Origin of the sequence: Spirillospora sp. CA-142024, from assembly GCF_050942325.1 — a bacterium.
Classification (GTDB): domain Bacteria; phylum Actinomycetota; class Actinomycetes; order Streptosporangiales; family Streptosporangiaceae; genus Spirillospora.
The window spans coordinates 2,777,728-2,797,876 of record NZ_CP192077.1 but is presented as its reverse complement, the minus strand read 5'-3'; the positions used below and the strand labels follow the sequence as shown (position 1 = coordinate 2,797,876).

At 71.9% G+C, this 20,149-nt stretch carries 20 protein-coding genes; 11 read left to right on the top strand and 9 right to left on the bottom strand.

From position 1 onward, the window contains the following. Positions 1 to 125 precede the first annotated feature (125 nt). The 4 genes from ACQPZP_RS13555 to ACQPZP_RS13540 all read right to left on the bottom strand — a co-directional run bounded on the left by ACQPZP_RS13555 (position 126) and on the right by ACQPZP_RS13540 (position 4,191). On the bottom strand, positions 126 to 1,409 hold the full coding sequence (locus ACQPZP_RS13555) for a sugar ABC transporter permease (protein ID WP_433477967.1): 1,284 nt from the start codon (positions 1,407 to 1,409) through the stop codon (positions 126 to 128). An 11-nt stretch (positions 1,410 to 1,420) separates the two neighbouring features. After that, positions 1,421 to 2,206: an ATP-binding cassette domain-containing protein gene (locus ACQPZP_RS13550; RefSeq protein WP_433468118.1), complete on the bottom strand. Its 786-nt coding sequence runs from the start codon at positions 2,204 to 2,206 to the stop codon at positions 1,421 to 1,423. Between the two features lie 118 nt (positions 2,207 to 2,324). Next, on the bottom strand, positions 2,325 to 3,398 hold the full coding sequence (locus ACQPZP_RS13545) for a sugar ABC transporter substrate-binding protein (protein WP_433477966.1): 1,074 nt from the start codon (positions 3,396 to 3,398) through the stop codon (positions 2,325 to 2,327). A gap of 496 nt (positions 3,399 to 3,894) precedes the next feature. Continuing rightward, complete coding sequence (locus tag ACQPZP_RS13540; protein ID WP_433477965.1) at positions 3,895 to 4,191, bottom strand: hypothetical protein; 297 nt, start codon at positions 4,189 to 4,191, stop codon at positions 3,895 to 3,897. 189 nt (positions 4,192 to 4,380) lie between these two features. Between ACQPZP_RS13540 and ACQPZP_RS13535 the strand changes: the two genes are divergently transcribed. Then, on the top strand, positions 4,381 to 4,983 hold the full coding sequence (locus tag ACQPZP_RS13535) for a hypothetical protein (RefSeq protein ID WP_433477964.1): 603 nt from the start codon (positions 4,381 to 4,383) through the stop codon (positions 4,981 to 4,983). A gap of 54 nt (positions 4,984 to 5,037) precedes the next feature. Next, entirely contained in the window at positions 5,038 to 7,581 is a 2,544-nt protein-coding gene (locus ACQPZP_RS13530; RefSeq protein WP_433477963.1) for a M14 family zinc carboxypeptidase, read from the top strand. A gap of 67 nt (positions 7,582 to 7,648) precedes the next feature. Here ACQPZP_RS13530 and ACQPZP_RS13525 read toward each other — a convergent pair whose 3' ends face one another. After that, positions 7,649 to 8,320, bottom strand: a complete 672-nt coding sequence (locus tag ACQPZP_RS13525; RefSeq protein ID WP_433477962.1) for a hypothetical protein — start codon at positions 8,318 to 8,320, stop codon at positions 7,649 to 7,651. A 170-nt stretch (positions 8,321 to 8,490) separates the two neighbouring features. On the opposite strand from ACQPZP_RS13525, the gene ACQPZP_RS13520 reads away from it, so the two are divergent. Further along, positions 8,491 to 9,561: a hypothetical protein gene (locus ACQPZP_RS13520; RefSeq protein ID WP_433477961.1), complete on the top strand. Its 1,071-nt coding sequence runs from the start codon at positions 8,491 to 8,493 to the stop codon at positions 9,559 to 9,561. Positions 9,562 to 9,611: 50 nt separating this feature from the next. On the opposite strand, the gene ACQPZP_RS13515 is transcribed toward ACQPZP_RS13520, so the two are convergent. Beyond that, positions 9,612 to 10,199 carry an HAD family hydrolase gene (locus ACQPZP_RS13515; RefSeq protein ID WP_433477960.1) on the bottom strand — a complete coding sequence of 196 codons (588 nt, stop codon included), beginning with the start codon at positions 10,197 to 10,199 and terminating at the stop codon, positions 9,612 to 9,614. A gap of 127 nt (positions 10,200 to 10,326) precedes the next feature. Between ACQPZP_RS13515 and ACQPZP_RS13510 the strand changes: the two genes are divergently transcribed. Both ACQPZP_RS13510 and ACQPZP_RS13505 read left to right on the top strand, forming a co-directional pair. Further along, the gene (locus ACQPZP_RS13510) at positions 10,327 to 10,995 is read left to right on the top strand and encodes a TetR/AcrR family transcriptional regulator (RefSeq protein WP_433468110.1); all 669 of its coding nucleotides are present in this window, start codon (positions 10,327 to 10,329) and stop codon (positions 10,993 to 10,995) included. A gap of 319 nt (positions 10,996 to 11,314) precedes the next feature. Then, positions 11,315 to 11,545, top strand: coding sequence for a hypothetical protein (locus ACQPZP_RS13505; protein ID WP_433477959.1), 231 nt, complete (start codon positions 11,315 to 11,317; stop codon positions 11,543 to 11,545). 177 nt (positions 11,546 to 11,722) lie between these two features. Here ACQPZP_RS13505 and ACQPZP_RS13500 read toward each other — a convergent pair whose 3' ends face one another. Next, a complete protein-coding gene (locus ACQPZP_RS13500; RefSeq protein WP_433477958.1) occupies positions 11,723 to 12,022 on the bottom strand; it encodes a Dabb family protein in 300 nt (99 codons plus the stop codon). A 29-nt stretch (positions 12,023 to 12,051) separates the two neighbouring features. Further along, positions 12,052 to 12,507 (bottom strand): flavodoxin family protein, encoded by a 456-nt coding sequence (locus ACQPZP_RS13495; RefSeq protein WP_433477957.1) that lies wholly within the window; start codon positions 12,505 to 12,507, stop codon positions 12,052 to 12,054. Between the two features lie 138 nt (positions 12,508 to 12,645). Here ACQPZP_RS13495 and ACQPZP_RS13490 point away from each other — a divergent pair, with 138 nt between their 5' ends. The 5 genes from ACQPZP_RS13490 to ACQPZP_RS13470 all read left to right on the top strand — a co-directional run bounded on the left by ACQPZP_RS13490 (position 12,646) and on the right by ACQPZP_RS13470 (position 17,783). Next, positions 12,646 to 14,343, top strand: a complete 1,698-nt coding sequence (locus ACQPZP_RS13490; protein ID WP_433477956.1) for a bifunctional lysylphosphatidylglycerol flippase/synthetase MprF — start codon at positions 12,646 to 12,648, stop codon at positions 14,341 to 14,343. A 69-nt stretch (positions 14,344 to 14,412) separates the two neighbouring features. Then, positions 14,413 to 15,579: a serine hydrolase domain-containing protein gene (locus tag ACQPZP_RS13485; RefSeq protein WP_433477955.1), complete on the top strand. Its 1,167-nt coding sequence runs from the start codon at positions 14,413 to 14,415 to the stop codon at positions 15,577 to 15,579. 19 nt (positions 15,580 to 15,598) lie between these two features. Beyond that, positions 15,599 to 16,294, top strand: a complete 696-nt coding sequence (locus ACQPZP_RS13480; protein ID WP_433477954.1) for an endonuclease V — start codon at positions 15,599 to 15,601, stop codon at positions 16,292 to 16,294. A gap of 84 nt (positions 16,295 to 16,378) precedes the next feature. Further along, entirely contained in the window at positions 16,379 to 16,948 is a 570-nt protein-coding gene (locus ACQPZP_RS13475; RefSeq protein WP_433477953.1) for a TetR/AcrR family transcriptional regulator, read from the top strand. A 73-nt stretch (positions 16,949 to 17,021) separates the two neighbouring features. Then, a complete protein-coding gene (locus tag ACQPZP_RS13470; protein ID WP_433477952.1) occupies positions 17,022 to 17,783 on the top strand; it encodes a glucose 1-dehydrogenase in 762 nt (253 codons plus the stop codon). A 56-nt stretch (positions 17,784 to 17,839) separates the two neighbouring features. Here the strand turns inward: ACQPZP_RS13470 and ACQPZP_RS13465 are convergent, their stop codons facing one another. Further along, the gene (locus ACQPZP_RS13465) at positions 17,840 to 19,222 is read right to left on the bottom strand and encodes an amidase (protein WP_433477951.1); all 1,383 of its coding nucleotides are present in this window, start codon (positions 19,220 to 19,222) and stop codon (positions 17,840 to 17,842) included. A 73-nt stretch (positions 19,223 to 19,295) separates the two neighbouring features. On the opposite strand from ACQPZP_RS13465, the gene ACQPZP_RS13460 reads away from it, so the two are divergent. Beyond that, entirely contained in the window at positions 19,296 to 19,853 is a 558-nt protein-coding gene (locus tag ACQPZP_RS13460) for a TetR/AcrR family transcriptional regulator (RefSeq protein ID WP_433477950.1), read from the top strand. Positions 19,854 to 20,149 lie beyond the last annotated feature (296 nt).

Sequence of the window (20,149 nt, the reverse complement as noted above, 5' to 3'; positions counted from 1 at the left end):
TTCTCCCGCGCGGAACCGCCGGACGGCCTGGCGGGGCCGTCCGGCGGGGCCTGGGAGCCGACGGTGCGGGCCATCGGCTCCCAGGCGTTTCCTGCCGCGTTCACGGGGTCACCGCGCGCACGGAGTCACCGGCCCGCGGTGGACCGCCGACGCCTGGCGATGGCGTCGATGCTCGCGGCGAGCAGCAGCACCACACCGGTGATGAGGAAGGTGAGGTACGCCTTGGTGCCGAGCAGCCCGAGCCCGTTCTCGATCATGGCGATGACCAGGCCGCCGAGGAGGGCGTCGCGCGCCTTGCCCCGCCCGCCGAACAGGCTCGTCCCGCCGATGACCGCGGCGCCGACCGCGTACAGCAGCGTGTTGCCGCCGCCCGCGGCGGTGTCGACCGAGTTGAGGCGGGACGCGGCGATGATGCCGCTGACCGCCGCCAGCCCGGAACAGATCATGAAGACGGAGATCCGGATGCGGGCGACGTTGATGCCGGCCCGGCGGGCCGCCTCGGCGTTGCCGCCGACGGCGTAGATGTGCCGCCCGTAGGAGGTGCGGCCGAGCACGAACGTGCAGACGATCAGCAGGACGCCGACCACCAGCACGCCCCACGGGACGCCGCCGAGCGTGATCAGCGGACTGGGAGCGCGGTCCAGGCTGAGCACGTAGGTGCTGATCAGGAGCGCCGCGGCGACGACCGCGGACATGGCGACGACGAACGCCAGCGGCTTGGCGTGCAGGCCGAGGGAGCGCTGGCGCCGCCAGCGCAGGAGCTGGGTCGCGGCGTAGCCGGCGGCGGCGAGGACGGCGAGCGCCCAGCCGAGCCCGATCGGCATGTTCTTGTTGGCGAGCGCCACGATGAAGTCGTCGCGCACGGGCACGGTGCCGCCTTCGCCGATGAGGCGGAGGGTGATGCCCTGCAGCCCCAGGAAGAAGGCGAGCGTGACGACGAACGACGGGATTCTCAGTATCGAGACGAGCCAGCCGATCAGGGTGCCGATCACGAGGCCGACGGCCACGGCGCTGAGCACCGCGACGTACCAGGGCTGCCCCGAGTCGACGATCAGCTTGGCCATCACGGCCGCGCTGACGCCGCTGGCCACACCGGCCGACAGGTCGATCTCGCCCAGCAGCAGCACGAAGACCAGGCCCATGGCCAGGATCGTGATGGGGAGCGCCTGCGTCGCCAGGTTGGCGACGTTGCCCTTGCTGAGGAACGTGTCGGGCTTGAGCGCGGTGAACAGCGCGACGAGGGCGACCAGGCCGAGGATCGCGGGCAGGGCGCCCAGCTCACCCGCCCTGATCTTGTTCCAGTAGTCCAGCAGCGCGGACTTCAGGTCGTGTTCGCGACGGTCGTTCGCGAAGTCCGAGTCCGCAAGTTTGATGGCGGGATTCTTGCTCTTGGGGATGTCGGTGGACACCTGGTCCCCCTTCAGATGCTCTCGGCGGCGGTCGCCGGCGCAAGGCCGAGATCACCGGAACGGCCGGCGGTGATGAGTTCCACGACTTGGCCGTGGGAGACCTCGGAGGTGGCCACGTCGGCCGCGACCCGTCCGAGGTAGAGCGCGCTGACGCGGTCGGCCACCTCGAACACGTCGTTCATGTTGTGCGAGATGAGCACGACTCCGTGCCCGGTGTCGGCCAGCCGCCGGACGAGGTCGAGGACCTGCCGGGTCTGGGCGACGCCGAGCGCGGCGGTGGGCTCGTCCAGGATGACGATCTTGGACTCCCACAGCGCCGCCTTGGCGATGGCGACGGTCTGGCGCTGCCCGCCGGACAGGCTGGACACCTGCTGGCGGACGGACTTGACGGTGCGGACCGACAGGCGGGCCAGGGTCTCCCTGGCGGCCTCCTCCATGGACGTCTCGTCCAGGACGATGCCCTTCTTCCGCTCGCGGCCGAGGAACATGTTCTGCACGATATCCAGGTTGTCGGCGAGCGCGAGGTCCTGGTAGACGACCTCGATGCCGAGCGCGGAGGCGTCGCGCGGGCCGCTGATCGTCACCGGCTTGCCGTCGAACTCGATCTGTCCCGAGTCGATGGGGTGGATTCCGGCGATGCACTTGATCAGGGTCGACTTGCCGGCGCCGTTGTCGCCGACGAGCGCGACCACTTCGCCCAGGCGCACCGTGAGGTCGACGTCATGCAGCACATGAACGGCGCCGAAGCTCTTGTTGAGCCCGGTCAGGCGGAGGACCGGGTCTCCTTTTTCAGCCACGTGTTTCCCTTTCAGAGGTTTGCGTGGTGCCCGTGGCGGGCCCCGCGTGTCCCGGGTTTCCGGGGACCCGGGACACTGTCAGCAGTGCGGGGCCCGCCACGAGGTCTGACAGGGCTCGCTACTCGATGCCGGCGGTCTTGCACTTGGCGGCGTAGGCGCCCTTGCACAGGTCTTCCTTCTTGACGAAACCGTCGCCGGTGACCTGCTTGAGGTTCTCCTTGGTGACACCGATCGGGTTCAGCAGCACCGACGGGACGTCGCGCTTGCCCGTGGGGTCGTTCGTGGTGCCGTTGGTCTCGCCCTTCTGGCCCTTGATGAGGGAGATGGCGAGCTTCGCGGCGGCGTCGGCCTCCTGCTTGACCGGCTTGTAGACCGTCATGCACTGGGTGCCGTCCAGGATGTTCTGCAGCCCCTGAAGGGTCGCGTCCTGGCCGGTCACGGCGACCTTGCCCTGCTCCTGGTTCTTCTTCAGGATCGAGATGACCGCGTTGCCGATGCCGTCGTTGGCGGCGAGCACGCCGTCGATCTTGCCGCCCTGCTCGGTCCACATCTGCTCGAAGATCGTGGCGGCCTTCTCGGCCTTCCAGTCCGGGACGGGCTGCTCGGCGACCTTCTTGTAGTTGGTCACCGGGTCGAGGATGTTGTGCGCGCCCTTGGAGAACAGGGTCGCGTTGTTGTCCGTCGGCGCGCCGTTCAGGTAGGCGATGTTGGCCTTCTTGTCACCGAGGCACTTCTGCAGGCCCTTGCCGAGCTCCTCGCCGACCTTCACGTTGTCGAAGGACACGTAGTAGTCGGAGACCCCGCCGAGGGCGAGACGGTCGTAGTCGATGGTCTTGACGCCCTGCGCCTGCGCCTTGCGCTGGACGGCCGCGGCGGAGTTGGAGTCGAGACCGTCCAGGATCAAGACCGTGGCGCCGCTGGTGAGCATCTGGTCGGCGATGGTCTGGAAGCGCTGGGTCGAGCCCTCGGCGTTCTGGATGTCGTAGGCGACGCCGGCCGCCTTGAACGCCTGCTCCAGGTAGGGCCGGTCGAAGCTCTCGTAGCGGACGGAGGAGGTGGTGTCGGGCAGGATCACGCCGACCTTGCCCTTGGCGGAGCCGCCCGCGTCGTTCGAGCCGTCGTCCCCGCATGCGGTGAGACTGAGCGCCGCGGCCGTCGTGACGGCCATCAAGCTGAGGATCCCCTTGCGCATTGCCCGGGTCCTTTCTGGGGGTGGCCGCCGTGCCGCGGCCTGGGGTGGTAGCCGGTGCCCGGCGAGTGAGATTGCCCACTCGCCGGTCGAATGTTGTGCCCCGCAACTTATGTCGCACCCGGCCGTCGCGCCAGACCTATCGGGAAGTTGATTTGTTGTCGCGGGTAACAATCCCGTAACGCGAGATCAACAAGGGTGAAACCTTGGATGGCATGACGAGCCCGAGTCCGGGCCGCGGCCCCGCCCGGCCCCTCGCGCGACGCCGCACGTCAGGGCATATGTTCGGCGGCTCAACATTCACCTCGACCGCGGGTCAACCGGCGCGGCCGAGACCCGACGAGCGCCCGGGACGGTCTCCACCCAGGTGAGAGGCCAGATCGGCGGCCGAACCCGGACAACCCCCCGACAGCCGGGCCTCACGCACCCACTCGGACCCGTTTGACAACACCGCGGCGGCCGTCACCGCGCCGTGGCGGCACCGCGCCGTGGCGGCGTGTCAGTGGAGGGCGAGGACCTGGGCTATGCGGTCTGCCGCGGAGGTGACGTCGTCGGCGGGCGCGATGCGCTCGGCCCACGACCACCAGTACCACCAGCCGTCCGCGCCCTGCTCCGCCAGGATGTTCTCGGTGAGGGCGGACGCGTCGGGGTTCAGTACGTGCAGGCAGGGCGACTGGCCGCGGGGCAGGGTGAGACGCACCCGGAGGCCGCGCTTGACCAGCTCGTCGCCGAGCTCTTCCAGATATTCGAGCCGCGTCTTCGACAGCGCGGCCGTTCCCGTATCGTCAGGCGTCATCTTTTGTTCCTCACGGACGCCGCGTGGCCCGACGTGCTCTCAGCCTCCCGCTTCGCCCGCCCGTGCGCAAGCACCACGGCCGGAGGCCGGCGGGACGGGAGACGCGGAGGCGGCCCGCGTTTCGGAGGTCGGCCGGCCCCTATCCGGGATATCTTGCGCGTAGCAGATGAACCGGAACATGGGGGCGACATGACGGTGGGCGCGGGTGCGCAGCCAGGAGCCGGCCCTTCTCCCGCACCGGCCGGCGGAGCGGCGCGGGGCGCGCTGACGTGGCACCGGTTCCACTACGCGGTCGGCGTGTTCCTCGTCGCGTACGGCGTCGCGGGCCTGGTGACCGCGGTGGCGCTGTGGGGCGACCGGCTGGACGAGATCGAGGGCTACTTCGGGTCCGGCCCCGCGACCGGCGTGCTCGTGTTCGTCAAGGCGGCCGAGGTGCTGCTCGTGGCGGCCGCCGCCGCGGGCGTGGTGCTGCGCCGCGACATCCTGCTCGTGCCGCCGATGGCGGGCTGGATGGCGGGGTTCGCGATGTTCGCCGTCCTGGACGTCTTCAAGGGCAGGTGGGGCGGCCTCCTGGAGCACCTCGCGTACCTGGCGGCGTTCGTCGTGCTGCTCTTCCTGTCCTACGGGCTGAGCGCGAAGGCCCAGCTCGCGGGCGCACCGAAGGGCGCCGGGCAGGGGTCGTCCCCGCGCGGGCCGAACGGGCTCTCCTGGACGCAGGAGTTCGCCCTCCAGGCGATCAACCGGGCCGCCGCGCTCACCGGGCCGCGGTCCCGCCCGGAAAAGCGCGAGTGATCTTGGCAGAAGTTGCCATTGGTGCGGCTTGCGCCCGATGCCACGTTGTGGCTCATGAGAGCCCGAAAGCCCGCAGGCACAGCCCTGCTGAGGTCGTGGACTCCGCTGGTGACGGCGGTGTCCCTGGCGGTCGCCGCCTCGTTCGCGGCGCCCGCCGCCGCGCAGCCCGCCGCGCCCGCGGCCGGCTGCGACCCGACGCGGACCGCGCCCATCTACCGAGGCAAGGTCCCCTCCCCGAAACAGGTCCTCGGCTTCGATCTGGGTGAGCGGCAGGCGAGCGCCGCGGAGTCCGACAGGTATCTGGAGACGGTCGCCGCCAAGAGCGAGCGCGTCGTCTCCGGGACGCTGGCCACCACCGCCCAGGGACGTCCGCTGAAGTACGCGATCGCCGGACGTCCCGAGCTGATCTCCAAGGCTGGGCTGGCCAAGGTGCGCGCGGAGGCCGGCCTGCTGCGCGATCCCCGGACGCCCGCCGCGCTCGCCGAGCGGATCACCGACCGCGGCGTCCCGATCCTGTGGGTCAGCGGCAACGTGCACGGCGACGAGCCGAGCGGCACCGACGCGGCGCTGAAGGTGCTGCGCGACCTCGGCGACCGCACCGACTGCGCCGCCACGGCGATCCTCGCCAACGCGCTCGTGATCGTCCTGCCGACGCAGAACCCGGACGGCCGGGAGCTCAAGACCCGCGAGAACGCCTACGGCTTCGACATGAACCGCGACTGGTTCGCGCGGACGCAGCCGGAGAGCGACGGCAAGCTGTCGATGCTGAACGCGTACCCGCCGGCGCTCTACATCGACGCGCACGAGATGGGCGGGACGTCGTACTTCTTCCCTCCGAACGCCGACCCGATCTACCACGAGACGCCCGAGCAGGCGGTCGGCTGGATCAACGACGTGTACGGCGCCGCGATGGCCGCCGAGTTCAAGCGGCAGGGCATCGACTTCTTCAACCGCGACGTCTACGACCTCTTCTACCAGGGGTACGGGGACTCGGTCCCGACCAGCGCCTTCCACGCCGCCGGGATGACCTACGAGAAGGGCGACGAGAGCCCCTACCCGGAGCGGGTGAAGGAGCAGTACCTCACCCAGTGGGTGTCGCTGTCGGCGGCGGCCCGCAACCGGCACCGCATCCTCACCGAGTGGCGCCAGATGACGGTGGACGCCTACGAGCAGGGCAAGGCGGGGAATCTGGAGCCCAACCAGATCTACAACCCGCCGAACCAGATCGACCGGCAGGTGCCCGATCGGAAGGTGCGCGGCTACTTCCTGCGGGACGACCCGGCCAAGCGCGCGGAGGTCCGGCTCATCGTGCGGCGGCTGCAGCGCATGGGCGTCCGCGTCGAGAAGCTCGTGAGGCCGCTGACCGTCCCGGACTTCAAGGCCTATGGGCGCCCGGAGGCCAAGACGACGCTGCCGGCCGGCACGTACTGGATCTCGATGGCGCAGGGCCAGAAGCACTGGATCCAGGCCATGCTCAACGAGGACTCCTACACGCCGTTCCCCTACTTCTATGACGTGACGGCGTGGAGCCTGCCTCTGCTGGGGAACGTGTCCGGCGGGTCTTCGGGGACCGTCCTGCACCCGCGGACGGTGCCGGTGCGGACGCTGGAGGCGCCGCGTCCGGGACATGAGGGCAAGGCGCCCAAGCTCGGCGTCCTGCAGCTGTCGGCGACGTCCTCGTCGGCGCGGCAGTCGACCGGGTGGCTGCGGCACCGTCTCGACCGCGACTGGAAGTTGCCGTTCACACTGCTCAGCCCGGCGGACGTCGCGGCGGGCAAGCTCGACGGCGTCCAGGTCCTGGTCGCCCCGAACGGGCCGGCGTCGTCCGCCTACACGGCGCTCGGCGACACCGGGCGTGCCGCGCTCCAGCAGTGGACGCGGAACGGCGGACGCTACGTCGGCTGGCAGGGCGGCACGCAGCTGGCGGCACGGCTCGGGCTGACGACCGCGACGCTGGCCGAACCGACGTCCGACATCCCCGGGACGCTGTTCCGCGTGAATGTGGACGGCAAGAGCCCGCTGTCCGAGGGCGTCGGCGGGACGGCCTGGAACTTCACCTCCTACGACATGGTCATGAAGGCGTCCAGCGGCGTCGTCGTGTCCTATCCGGAGACGGGCTCGCCCGACTGGTTCGTCTCCGGGTTCGAGCGCGGCGCGTCCGAGCTGGGCGGCACCGCGGCGGTCGTCGACCAGCCCGTCGGCCAGGGGCGTTCCGTGCTGTTCGCGGCCGAGCCCAACTTCCGCGCGTTCAGCGACGGGACGGCCAAGCTGCTCTACAACGCCGTCCTCGGCCCGGACCCGAAGAAGGCGGCGGCGCCCCAGGCGACCGCCACCGCGAAGGCGGCGCAGGAGGCGGCCGCGCTGCCGTCGTACGAGTCGCCCATCCGCGTGTCGGTGAAGGCGGCGGACGCCGCGAAGGCCGCGTCCGTGCTCCGCTCCGCAGGCGCGACATGGACGGAGAAGCGCGCCGGCGGCGTCGTCCACTACGTGATCGACAACCCGCGGGGGTTGCCGGTGGACCACCATCCGTTCGCCGCTCGCCTGCCGTCCCTCATCCGCAAGGCGGGGATCGACCCGGTCGCGGTCACCCTTCCCTGATCGGTCCGCGCGGCGTGCCGGGCCCGTCCCGGCACGCCGCGCGGGCTTCGGCCCTCGCCACGGCCGCTCAGCGGACCAGCCAGGCGATGGCCGTCATCGTGCCGGGCGGGACTTCGGTGAACCCGCCGTCACGGACGGCCACCGTCGCGTTCTTGACGCACTGCCGCCATGGAACGTCCCGGGTCAGATGGACGGGCGCGCCTGCCTCGACCCACGCCTCCACGTGCTTGCGACGCCCTTGGCGGAGGAGCAGCTGGGCGGCGTGCCCGCACTGGGCCGCGGCCTTCCCCGTCGTGATCGTGATGTCCGGGTTGAGGGCGATCGCCGCGTACGGCGGCGCAGGCGGCGGTCCCGGCTCCTCGGCGTCGGCCAGGTCGAGGCCCGCGACCTGGAGCTTCGCCAGCTGCGGCGGGACGTCCGACACGGGTCCGGGCGGGAACGCCCGCACCTGCGCGCCCGCGTGCTCGACGGTGATACCCGGCAGCGCCTCCGCCTCGGGCCAGCGGACGCCGCGGGCCCGCCGCGTCACCTTCCTGATCCGGCGCGACTCCCACTCGCGGACGGCGGCGCGCCACTCCCCCTCGGGCTCGGCGGCGCGCGGGTCGGTCAGCAGCCGGACGACCGCCGTCGCCGCCGCCTCGCAGACCGCACCGTGATTGGGCGGATCGGCCTTCTCGGCACGTACCACCAACTGCATCGCCCATGGCGGATCATCGAGGGGGTCGTAGTCAGGTCGCACGCGTGGAGTATTCCAAACCCGATCCGGCTTTCCCGAGGCGGATGTGGGTACTGCAACTCTTATCGTCTCCCGGACGTCGGTCCTTTAAGGGACGGGCTCGTTCCGGGCAGGACGGTCCTCGCCGGAACGGGCGAGGGGGCACGGCGCAGCGTTCGGGTCGGAGGTCGCCGGTGACCAGTGGCGGGTGGAACGATTCCATACCGGGAATCGGCACGTTCTTCGTCGGTATCGACGTCGCCCCCGGCCGCTACAGGTGCGAGGAGGGCAAGGGCGGCTGGTGGGTTCGCTTCACCGGCCCCGGCGGGGGCGACCCGGTCGGCTCGTGGCCGCTGCCCGCCGGCCCCACGGAGATCGAGATCGCGCAGACCGACTTCGCGTTCGAGACCCATGTCTCCACGTCGTGGCGGCGGATCGCGCCGCCGCGCGCCCCCGAGGACGGCGCCCCGGCCGAGCCGCGTCCCGTCGCCGACCCCTCGCTGCGGGCTGAGCTGGACACGATCGTCGCGCGCCGCAAGCCGCTGCTGTGGCTGGCGCCGCTGTCGGTCCTCGCCCTCGGCCTGATCGGCTCCCCGGTGCTCGGCTCGCTGTGGCTGATCGGGCTCGGCATGCTCGCGGTCCTGGTCGCGCTCGGCACCCCGTCGGTCTCGCTGGACCTGCGGCGCGCCCGCGAACTGGAGCGCCGCCGCGACCGCTACCTCACCCCCGAGGACTTCGACGACGAGGGCCGGGCGCTGCTGGCCCGCGTCCAGGCCGCGGTCGACTTCGTCCGCGACTCGCAGGTCAACCGGGAGGGACTGCTGGACGCGGTGGACAACGCCGTCACCCTGCCGCGGCAGGAATGGGAGATCGCGCAGGTGCTGGCGAAGCAGTCCAAGCTGCGCACGGAACAGGACGCCATGGCCGACGCCGCGACGCTCCCCGAGGTGGAGGCGGCGCTGCGGCCGCTCCGGGACAAGCTCGACGTCTCGGTCGAGGCGGTGACGCGCCGCATCGAGGCGCTGGAACGCTACGCCGAGCGGGCCCGGGCGGCGGACGAGGTGCTGCGCGCCCAGCGCCATCTGGAGGCGATCGCGGAGAAGGCGCAGGAGTACGACGAGCTGCTCGCCGACACCGTCCGGGACGATCTCGCGATGCCCGCGATCGAGCGGCTGACCGAGCAGGGCGACGAACTGCTCCGGACGCTGCGCGAACGTCTCGCCAAGGCCGCCGAGGCGGGCGGCGAACTCCCGCCCCCGTCCTAGACCGCGCCCGGTCGCGCACTCAGAAGAGGCCGGCCCTGCCCGTCGCCGTTCTAGCCGACCAGGGCGCGGACCTGGTTCCGGGAGGTGAAGAGTTCGGCGCGCATGCCGGCCTCGCGGGCGGCGTGGACGTTGCGTTCGTTGTCGTCGAAGAAGAGCACGTCGGCGGGCCGGACGCCGAGGCGCTCGGCGCAGATCTCGTAGGCGCGCTGGTCGGGCTTGGCGACGCCGATGCGGCAGGAGTAGACGAGCGCGTCGAAGTGGGCGAGCCAGGCGCCGTGCCGGTCCTCGAAGCGGGGCACCAGGTCGCCGATGATGTTGGAGAGCAGCCCGAGCGTGCGTCCCTCGCCCGCCAGTTCGCCGACGAGGGCGACCATGTCGTCGTCGACTTCGGTCCAGCTGCCGAGGTCGGCCTCGATCAGCGCGGGGACGTCGGGGAACGTGGCGCCGAGCCGTCCCGCGACGTCCGCCCAGTAGGACGCGCTCTCCTGGCCGGCGTCGTAGGCGGGGCGGCAGCCCCAGTAGGCGTCCCAGAACGGGGGGCCGGACCGGCCGGCGATCTTCTCGATCCGCCGCACCGCCTCGGGCGTCTGGGTGCGGGCGATCACTCCGTACAGGTCGAACACGATCACATCGGGCATGGACCCGAGCCTATGCGGCCGGGGCGGAACGGGCCGGAGGCGATCTTCTTAGCAAGCGCTTGCTGCAGGACGTAATCTGGTGCGGCGCGATCGAGCAAGCGGTTGGGCGGCACGGCATAATGAAAGGGTGACGACCACGAGCGCCAAGTCCGGACGATCCAGCGCCCGCGCCGCCGGCGAGGGCGGTGCCCGCCGCCGCGGCCGCGGCTCGCCCGGCCTGGCGTCGGAACGGCGCGCGCACCTGGTCAAGCTCGCGGCCGAACTCTTCGCGGAGAAGGGCTTCCAGGCCACGACGGTCCGCAACATCGCCGACGAGGCCGGCATCCTCTCCGGGAGCCTCTACCACCACTTCGACTCCAAGGAGTCGATCGTCGACGAGATCCTCTCCGGGTTCTTCAACGACGTCATGGCCGCGTACCAGGCGGTGATCGACGAGAACGACGACCCGCGGGACACGATCGCCGGGCTCGTGCGGGTCGCGTTCGGCACGCTCGAACCCCACCGCGCCGCGATCACGGTCATGCAGAACGACTGGAACTACCTGAAGGGCATGGACCGGTTCGCCTACCTGACCAAGTCCGAGGACGAGGTCGAGAAGATGTGGGTGAACACGCTCCAGGCGGGCCAGGCGGAAGGGCTCTTCCGCCCTGACCTCGACCCGAAGCTGACCTACCGGATGATCCGCGACACCGTGTGGGTGGCGGTCCGCTGGTTCCGGCCCGGCGGCCGGCTGAACGCCCAGGGGCTCGCCGAGCACTACCTCAAGGTGATGTTCGACGGCATCAACCTGCACTGAGCGCGACGGCCACGCGGGTGGCCACGCCGTCATCAGCGGCGCCCACGTCGCGACGGCCTTGCCAGTCTCGTGGGAACCGCCTTCGTGGGACGCGCCGCGCCGTGGCGTCCGGCGTCGCGTCGCGGTTCGGGGCCGGTCATCCGGCGGGCGGTGTCATTCGGGCCGACCGTATACATCCGTTGGTGTACATCCGGCGCGGTATCCCACAGTGGGCGGCCCCCAAGCCCCATAGTGTGCTTAGTCACAATTTGCCGAGTAGGGGTGACGCATTGGTCCGTGGGGACGCTGTTACCGATGAGATCTACGGGGGGAGGGCGCCATGACGGCTCAACGGGGCGCCGCCGGTCGCGACGAGCCCACGCCCGCGGCCATGCGCGCCGCAACGGCGCGCGCCCTGCAGGAGCAGTTCCCCGGAGTACGCGTCTGGTACGGCGAGGCGACCGGGTCCTGGTGGGCCATGGTGCCGCTGCGCGACGGGCCGCGGCTGCTGGAGGCCCCGTCCCCGCAGCAGCTCCGCGACGAGATCATGAGCCTGCGGACCCGGGGGTGACCGGCCCCGGCCGCCGAGCGCCCCGAGCGCCCCGAGCGCCCCGAGCGCCCCGAGCGCATGCCGCCCGCCGGGAACGGGGCGCGATCCGTCCCCGGCGGGCGTCTTCGAGGAAACTAACCCGAAAAGTGTTCAGGCACAAGCGCTTGCTCGGTTCCTGCCTTCTTCGTGTCCGGCCTGCTACGGCTCGTACTGGATGGACGCGCGTTCCGCCGCGATCGGCGTGATGTACTCGTCCACCACCGCGCGGTGAACCGGATGGTCGCGGTACACAAGATAGGCGTCCCGGTCGGCGAAGTCCGCCACGACCACGAAGTCGTACGCGCCGGGATTGACGCCCGCGTTCACACCGACGCCGTACTCCCTGATCCCGGGGATGACCCCGGGGAGCTCGCGCAGCTTCGCCGCGACCTCGTCCTGCTGGCCGGTCGTCGTCCCCTCGGCCCACCTGAACATCACCACGTGCCGGAAACCACTCATGGTCGGCACGCTACCGGTGGCCTCGCCGCTCAGACGCCGCCGAGCTCCGCCGCCGTGATCGCGCCGAGTTCCCAGCACGCCTCCAGGTCGGCCTTGCCCGGCTCGCCGATCACCACCACCGGGGGCTGGACGGCCTTCCACTTCAGCCCGGTGGTGATGGAGTCCAGGGCGCGCAGGGCGCCGGTCGCGTCGTTGTTGCCGTGCAGGAAGGCCCCGAACGGGCGGCGGACCGTCTCCTCCAGGCACGGGTAGTAGATCTGGTCGAAGAAGTGCTTCAGCGCGCCGGACAGGTAGCCGAGGTTGACCGGCGAGCCCAGGAGATAGCCGTCCGCCTCCAGGACGTCCACGGCCGAGGCCGTCAGCGCGGGCCGGGAGACCACGTCCACGCCCTCGATCTCGTCGGTGGACGCTCCGGCGCGCGCCGCTTCGAACATCGCCTGCACGGACGGCGACGGCGTGTGATGGACGAGCAGGAGCCTCTTCATCACCACGAGGCTAGCGGTGTTCCGCGCTCCGGTCGGGGTATGGCTTGGCTGGACGGGGGCGTCCGGCCCACGACGACGTCCGATCCCGGGAATGAGTTCCAGAGGATCTTGGTTGGGGGCTCAGCGGAGGTGTCCTTCGTGCGATCAGACGAGTCATTCCGGGGGGACGTCCCGCCGGTCCCCCCGGCGACGCGTCATCCGGCGGTGCCGCCGCACCTGCGGCCGGTCTGGCCGCTCGCGCTCACCGCGGTCCTGGTCGCCGTGCTCATCGCGGTGCCGGCCCTGTCGCGGTCCCCGGAGTGGCTCGGCCGGCTGTCCCGGCTCGTCACGGGCAGCCCGCTCGCGCCCGGGCACGCCGTCGCGCTCGGCCTCGCCCTCGCGCTCGTCGCCCGCGGCGCCCTCCTGCGCCGCCGCGCCGCCTGGTACGGCCTGGTCGGCCTGGCGCTCCTCGGGCTGCTCGCCGTCATCGCCGGCGACGACCCGCTGTGGCGGCTGCCATTGCTCGCCGCCGTGCTCGGCGGGCTGTGGCTGGAGCGCGACCGGTTCCCCGTGCGTCCGCACCCCGAACGCGTCCGCACGGCGGTGAAGACCGGCGCGCTGCTGGTCGCGGCCGCCCTCGCCGGGTCGCTGCTGTTCGGCGGCGTGTCCGTGCGGTCGGTCGGCGACGTCGCAAGCGGCCTCGGCGCCACCGGCGCGCCCATGGACGGCGCGTCCTGGCTGCCGGGCGTGCTCGGCCTGGCCGGCGCCGCCGGGCTCCTCCTGCTGGTCATCACCCTCCTCGCCCCCGACCCGGCGCCCCCGCCCGGCGACGAGGCGGAGCGGCGCCGCGTCGCGGGCCTGGTCCTGCATCCCGGTTCCGACACCTTGGCCCCGTTCGCGCTGCGGCGCGACAAGGCGTACGTGTTCAGCGCGGACGGGCGGGCCGCGATCGGCTACCGCGTCCTGTTCGGCATGGCGGTGGCGGGCGGCGACCCGGTCGGCGACCCGGCGTCGCACGCCGACGCCGTCCGCGCGTTCCGCGCCATGTGCCGGACGACCGGCTGGCGCCCGGCCGTCCTCGGCGCGAGCGACGGCCTGCTCCCCGCCTGGGGGCCGTGCCGGACGATCGGCTTCGGCGACGAGGTCGTCATCCGTCCCGGCGAGTTCACGCTGTCGGGACGGCAGATGCGCAACGTCCGGCAGGCGGTCAAGCGCACCGAGAACTTCGGCGTCTCCTCCGGGATCGTGCCGGAGCGCGAGCTCACTCCCGCGCTTCGCGAGCGGCTGCTGGACGTCGCGTCCCGCTCCCTCGGCGGCGCCGCCGAACGCGGCTTCTCGATGAACCTGGACGAGTTGCTGACCGGCTACCACCCGGGCGCGATCGTCGCCATCGCCTACGGCGAGGACAAGGAGCCCATCGCGTTCCAGCGCTACGTCACCGCGGGCGAGGGCGTCAGCCTGGACGCGATGCGCCGCACCCCGGGCGGCCCCAACGGCGTCAACGAGCGCCTCATCGTCGAGATGGTCCAGTACGCCGCCGAGCACGGGTACGGCGTCGTCTCCCTCAACTTCGCCGCCTTCCGCGAGCTGCTGGACTCGGACGAGCGCAACGTGCTGGAAAAGGCGGGTTACCGCGCCCTGCACCTTCTCGACCCGTGGATCGCCGTCGAGTCGCTGTACCTCTTCGACAAGAAGTTCAGGCCGTCCTACAAGCCGCGCAACGTCGTGTTCCGGTCCTGGTTCGACATCGGGTGGCTGGCCGCCGCCCTGCTCACGCTGGAGTTCGGCCGGACGCGTCCGGCCCAGCGCGCCGCGGACCCGGTCACCGAACCCGTCCACCACCTGGGCCGCCCCTGACGCGCTCCCCGGCTCGGCGGGGATTCCTAGAACGTGATTCTATGGAGCCCCCGCCCGAGAGGATCGCGCATGAGCAGCACGGTGCAAGGCCACTGCGATCCGGCGTTCGCCGGCGTCCGCGAGGTGTTCGAGCGGCACTTCGCCGAGGGACGCGAACTCGGCGCCGCCGTCGCCGTCCACGTGGGAGACCGCAAGGTCGTCGACCTGTGGGGCGGAGTCGCCGACCGCCGCACCGGACGCGCGTGGCTGCCCGACACCCCTTGCTTCGCGTTCTCCTGCACCAAGGCGGTGACCGCCGCCGCGGCGCTGCTGCTCGCCGAACGCGGCGCCTACGAGGTGGACGGCCCGGTGACGGCCTGGTGGCCGGAGTTCGGCGCCGGGGGCAAGGACGGCGCGACCGCCGCGCACCTGCTGTCGCACCAGGTGGGGTTGCCCGCGTTCGCACGACCGGTGTCCGCGGAGGAGGCCGCGGACGCTGCGGCGTGTGCGGCGGAGCTGGCCGCGCAGAAGCCGGAGTGGACCCCCGGCGACGCCCACGGCTACCACGCGCTGACCTACGGCTGGCTGGCCGGTGAGATCGTCCGGCGGCTGTCCGGCCGGACGGTCGGCGCGTTCGTGAAGGACGAGTTCGCCCGCGGCCTCGACCTGTGGATCGGGTCCCCCGGCGACGTGATCGAGCGGGCCGCGAAGCTGTCCGCGGGACGGCGCACCGGGGCCGGCGCCGACGCGCCGAGGGCCGCCGGGCACGACCTGCTGAAGCGGCTCGCCGAGGCCTACACCGACCCGCAGAGCATGATGAACCGGTCGATGAACAACCCGCATCCGGGCAAGGGCGGCTACAACAACCCGGTCGTGCTGCGCGCCGGCTGGCCCGCCGCAGGGATGATCACCACCGCGCCCGCGCTCGCCGGTTTCTACCGCGACCTCGTGGCGGGCCGGATCCTGCGCCCGGACACGCTGCGGGACGCCCTTCGCCCGCGCGCCGGCGGCCCGGACCGGACGCTGCTCGTGGACAGCGCGTTCGGCCTCGGGTTCATGCGCCCGTCCCAGACGTTCTTCACGCCCAAGCAAGGGCGGGCGTCCGCGTTCGGCCACACCGGCGCCGGCGGCTCGATCGGGCTGGGCGACCCCGATGCCGGGCTGGCGCTCGCCTACCTGCCCAACCTGATGGGCGACCAGGCGTCCGGCGACCTGCGCGCCTTCCGCCTGACGCAGGCCGCCTACGCGTCCCTGTGACGCGGTAGCGTCCTCGGACATGGACGTACGTGACCTGCATCCCTGGCCGTCCACCGCGCGTGAGGCCGAGGCGATCCAGGACCGGTTGCGTCCGATGCTCGAACTGGACGTCCCGGGCCCGGCGGCGCCCCGCACCGTCGCGGGACTGGACGTCTCGTACGCGGGCGGCGGCGGAGGCACCGGCGACCGGCTGGCCGCCGCCGCGGTCGTCCTGGACGGAACGACCCTGGAGGTCCTGGAGGAGTCGGTCGCCGTCGGCACGGCCGAGTTCCCCTATGTCCCGGGCCTGTTCGCGTTCCGGGAACTGCCCACCTTGCTGGACGCGCTCCGCGCGCTGAAGACGACACCCGACCTGCTCGTGTGCGACGGGTTCGGGATCGCGCATCCGCGGCGGTTCGGGCTGGCGTGCCACCTGGGCGTCCTGACCGGCCTGCCGGCCATCGGCGTCGGCAAGACCGCGTTCGTCGGCACCTACGAGCAGCCCGGGCCGCGGCGCGGCGACACGAGCCCGCTGCTGGACGGCGGCGAGGTCGTCGGGCGGGTGCTGCGGACGCGGGAAGGCGTGAAGCCGGTGTTCGTGTCCGTCGGCCATCGCACCGATCTCGGCACCGCGTGCCGCAACGTCCTGGCCCTCGCGCCGGAGTACCGCCTGCCAGAGACGACGCGCAGGGCCGACCGGCTGTCGCGGGACGCCCTGGAAGCGCAGTCCGGGTAGCGCCGCCCCCTGGAAGGTGGCAGGCTCGTCCGAAATGCAGGCGTTGACCACCCCGGTCACCCGCGACACCGCTGGACGGTGCCCATGGACACCCGGCCGATGCGGGCCGACGCCCGCCGCAACTACGAGAGACTCCTCACCACGGCCCGCACGGCCTTCATGGAGAACGGCACGAACGCGTCCCTCGACGACATCGCCAGGCGCGCCGGCGTCGGCTCGGGAACGCTCTACCGGCACTTCCCCACCCGTGACGCGCTGCTGCACGCCGTCCTGCGGGAGCGGATCGACGGGCTCCTCTCGCACGCGGACGAGCTGCTGTCCGCACCGGACCCGGAGGCGGGGCTGGGGCTCTGGCTGCGGACCTATCTGGCGGGCGCGGCGACCCCGCGCGGCACGGCCACCGTGATCATCGAGGCGATGTCCGCGGAGTGGGCGGACACCGGCCTCGGAGCCGCGGCCGCCGCGATCTGCGACGCGCTCGGCCGGCTGCTGGACCGGGCCCAGCGGGCGGGGACGGTCCGCGCCGAGATCGACCCGCGGGATCTGCTGCGGATCACCAACGCGATCGGCGTCGCGTCCGAGCGCACCTCCGACCCCGGCGCGTACGCCGACCGGATGCTCACACTGCTCTTCGACGGCCTGCGCGCCGCATAGCGGGGCCGCCTTGTTCCGTTGACCAAGCGTTCGCTAGGTTTACTGGGAAGCGACGTGGCGACGAGGAGCGTTGATGGGGCAGCTTGACGGCAAGGTGGCGCTGATCACCGGTGGTGCGCGCGGGATGGGCAAGGCGCACGTCCGCCGGTTCCTGGACGAGGGCGCCAAGGTCGTGTTCGGCGACGTCCTGGAGGAGGAGGGCGCGAAGCTCGCCGCCGACCTCGGGGACGGCGCCCGGTTCGTCCCGATGGACGTGACCCGGCAGGAGGACTGGGAGCGGGCCGCCGAGACGGCGACGGCGACCTTCGGCGCGCTGAACGTCCTGGTCAACAACGCCGGGATCCTGCGGCACAAGACCATCGAGGACATGGCGCTCGACGAGTTCCGCCGGATCCTGGACGTGAACCTGATCGGCCAGTGGCTCGGGGTGAAGACGGTCACCGCCCCGATGCGCGCGGCGGGCGGCGGCTCGATCGTCAACGTGTCCTCGACCGAGGGCTTCATCGGCGCGGCCGGCCTCGCCGCCTACAGCGCCAGCAAGTTCGGCGTCCGCGGCCTGACCAAGTCCGCGGCCCGCGAGCTCGGCCGGTACGGCATCCGGGTGAACTCCATCCACCCGGGCGGCGTGCTGACACCCCTGACCATGCAGGACGACATCGTCTCGGCCACGGCCGGCAGCGCCGACGCGTTCCTGAAGGCGCTCCCCCTCGGCCGCATGGGCAAGGCGCAGGAGGTCTCGGGGCTGATCGTCTACTTGGCCTCGGACGACTCGTCCTACTGCACCGGCAGCGAGGTCCTGGTCGACGGCGGCATGCTCACCGGCGCCGGCTACTGAGCGCGACGGGCCGCCGGTGCCGGCTCGGACCCCCGCACCGGCAGCCCGTCACGGGCCTACGGACGCCGTTCGACCCACCCCTCAACGGCCTCCAGCTGCGCGGCCAGCGAGATCAGCGTGGCCTCGTCCGAGTCATGCCCGAGCAACTGGGCCCCGATCGGCAGCCCGCTCTTCGTGAACCCCGCAGGCACGCTGACCCCTGGCCACCCCAGCACATTCCACGTCCACGCATAGGGGCAGGCGGCCGCGACGCCCGACTGCGTCTTCCGGTACCCCACCCCGTCGAAGGCGCCCACTTTCAATGGCGGTTGCGCGGTGGTCGGCGTCAGGACGACATCGGCCACCTGGAAGATGCGGCCGACCTTTCTGCGCAGGTGGGGGTCCATTCTCCTCGCCAGCGGCAGCAGCCGTCTGCCGACCAGCCGGCCCATGCGCGCCTCGGCCTCCGTCCTGCGCTCCGGCCGCGCGTTCGGAATCGAGTCCAGCCAGTCGGCGACACCGGCCGTCCCGCGCGGAACGAGCCCGAGCCCGACGAGCCCGTAGTCGGGTTCCGCCGGGAAGACCTTGTGCCCCAGGTCGGTGAGCCTTCTCGCGAGCCGCTCGACGGCCGCGCGGATCTCCGGATCGAGCCTGCCGCTCACCCCGAGGGCCGTCCGGAACGAGACCGCGACCCGCAGCCGCCCCGGCTCCCGCCGGGCGGCCTCCGCGAACGGCGTCAACGGCGGATCGACCTGGTGCACGTCGTCCGGGTGGCTGCCGCTCAGCACGTCGAGCAGCAGCGCGGCGTCCCCGACGCTCCGCGCGAGCGGCCCCCACACGGTGATCCCGTTGAACGGATCGGTGTGCGGGTACCCCGACACCCGGCCCCGCTGCGGCTTGATGCCGACCAGTCCGGTCCACGCCGCCGGAATCCGGATCGACCCGGCGCCGTCCGACCCGACCGCGCCGGCGACCATTCCCGCCGCCACCGCCGCCGCCGACCCGCCCGACGACCCGCCCGGGGTGTACTCGGGATTCCACGGATTCCGCGCGATCCCGAACCCGGGCGACTCGCTGAACGGCCACAGCCCGATCTCGCACGTCGTCGTCTTCCCCACGATGACGGCGCCGGCGGCCCGCAGCTTCCGGACGACCTCGCCGTCCTCCGCGACCGGCCGGTGATCGCCCGCCACGGCGAACGGCGTCGTCTCCCCGGCCAGATCCGTGTCGTCCTTGATGGCGACGGGCACCCCGAGCAGCGGCAGCCGCTCCCCCTCCGCGAGCCGCTTGTCGGCCTCCAGCGCCTCCTGCCCCGCCGCCTCGCACCGCACCACCCGGAAGGCGCCCAGCGACTCCTGCCGCCCGATGCTCTCCAGGCTCTCCTCGACCAGATCCGCGGAGGAGACCTCTCCCGCCGCCAGCGCCTCCGCCTGCCCGGCCAGCCCCAGCCCCAGCCCCACGCCGCCTCCCGAGGTATCGTTCGTTCGAACGAACGATACTGAAGACACCCGTTCTAGGGAAGACTGAGCACCGATGAGCGCCCGCGACCGGATACTCCAAGCCACCCTCCGCCTGATCGGCGAACAGGGCATCGGCGCCGTGACCAACCGCGCCGTCGCCCGCGAGGCCGGCGTCTCCCTCGGTTCCCTCACCTATCACTTCCCCAGCCAGGAGGACCTGCTCCGCGAGGCCCTGCACACCTTCGTGGACGAGGAGATAGCCCGCATCACGGCCTATGTCACGTCCCTGGCCGAGTCCGGCATCGCCGCCGTCCAGGCCGCCGACGAGGTGGAGAAGGCCGTCGTCGGCTTCGCCTACGGCCCGGAGCAGATCGCGAACCTGGAACTCCACCTGCACGCCGCCCGCGACCCGGCCCTCCGCGAGGCCTCGGTCCGCTCCGTCGAGGCGTACGACCACCTGGCCGCCGCGATCCTGGAGGCCCTCGGCATCCCTGACGCCGAGGGGCACGCCCCGGCGATCGTCGCGATGCTCTACGGCCTCGCCGTCCGCCGCCTCGCCACCGGCGACACCGCCGCCACCGGCACCGCCGACGCCTTCCGCCTTCTCCTCCTGGGCGCGCTCCCCCGCTGAAAAGACTTCTGGCCCGCACGGCCCCAGAGCGGGGTAAGGGGGCCGTGCGGGCCAGAAACCTGTCTCAATCAGGAACCTCAGTCGGAACCTCAGCCGACGTTCGCTCTGCTCTCCGCCTGTGCACCTCCGCCGTGTCTCCGATGTGACGCCACTTACGCTAAGCCGCCGGAACCCCCAGCAGAACGCCCTTAAGGCTCCTTTAGGGAACCCCTGAGCCACCCTTATTCAGGCTAACTTCGCATCCATGCCCCGGGATAACGTAGGAAGCCGCTCACCTGCGAAAACGAGGGAAGCAG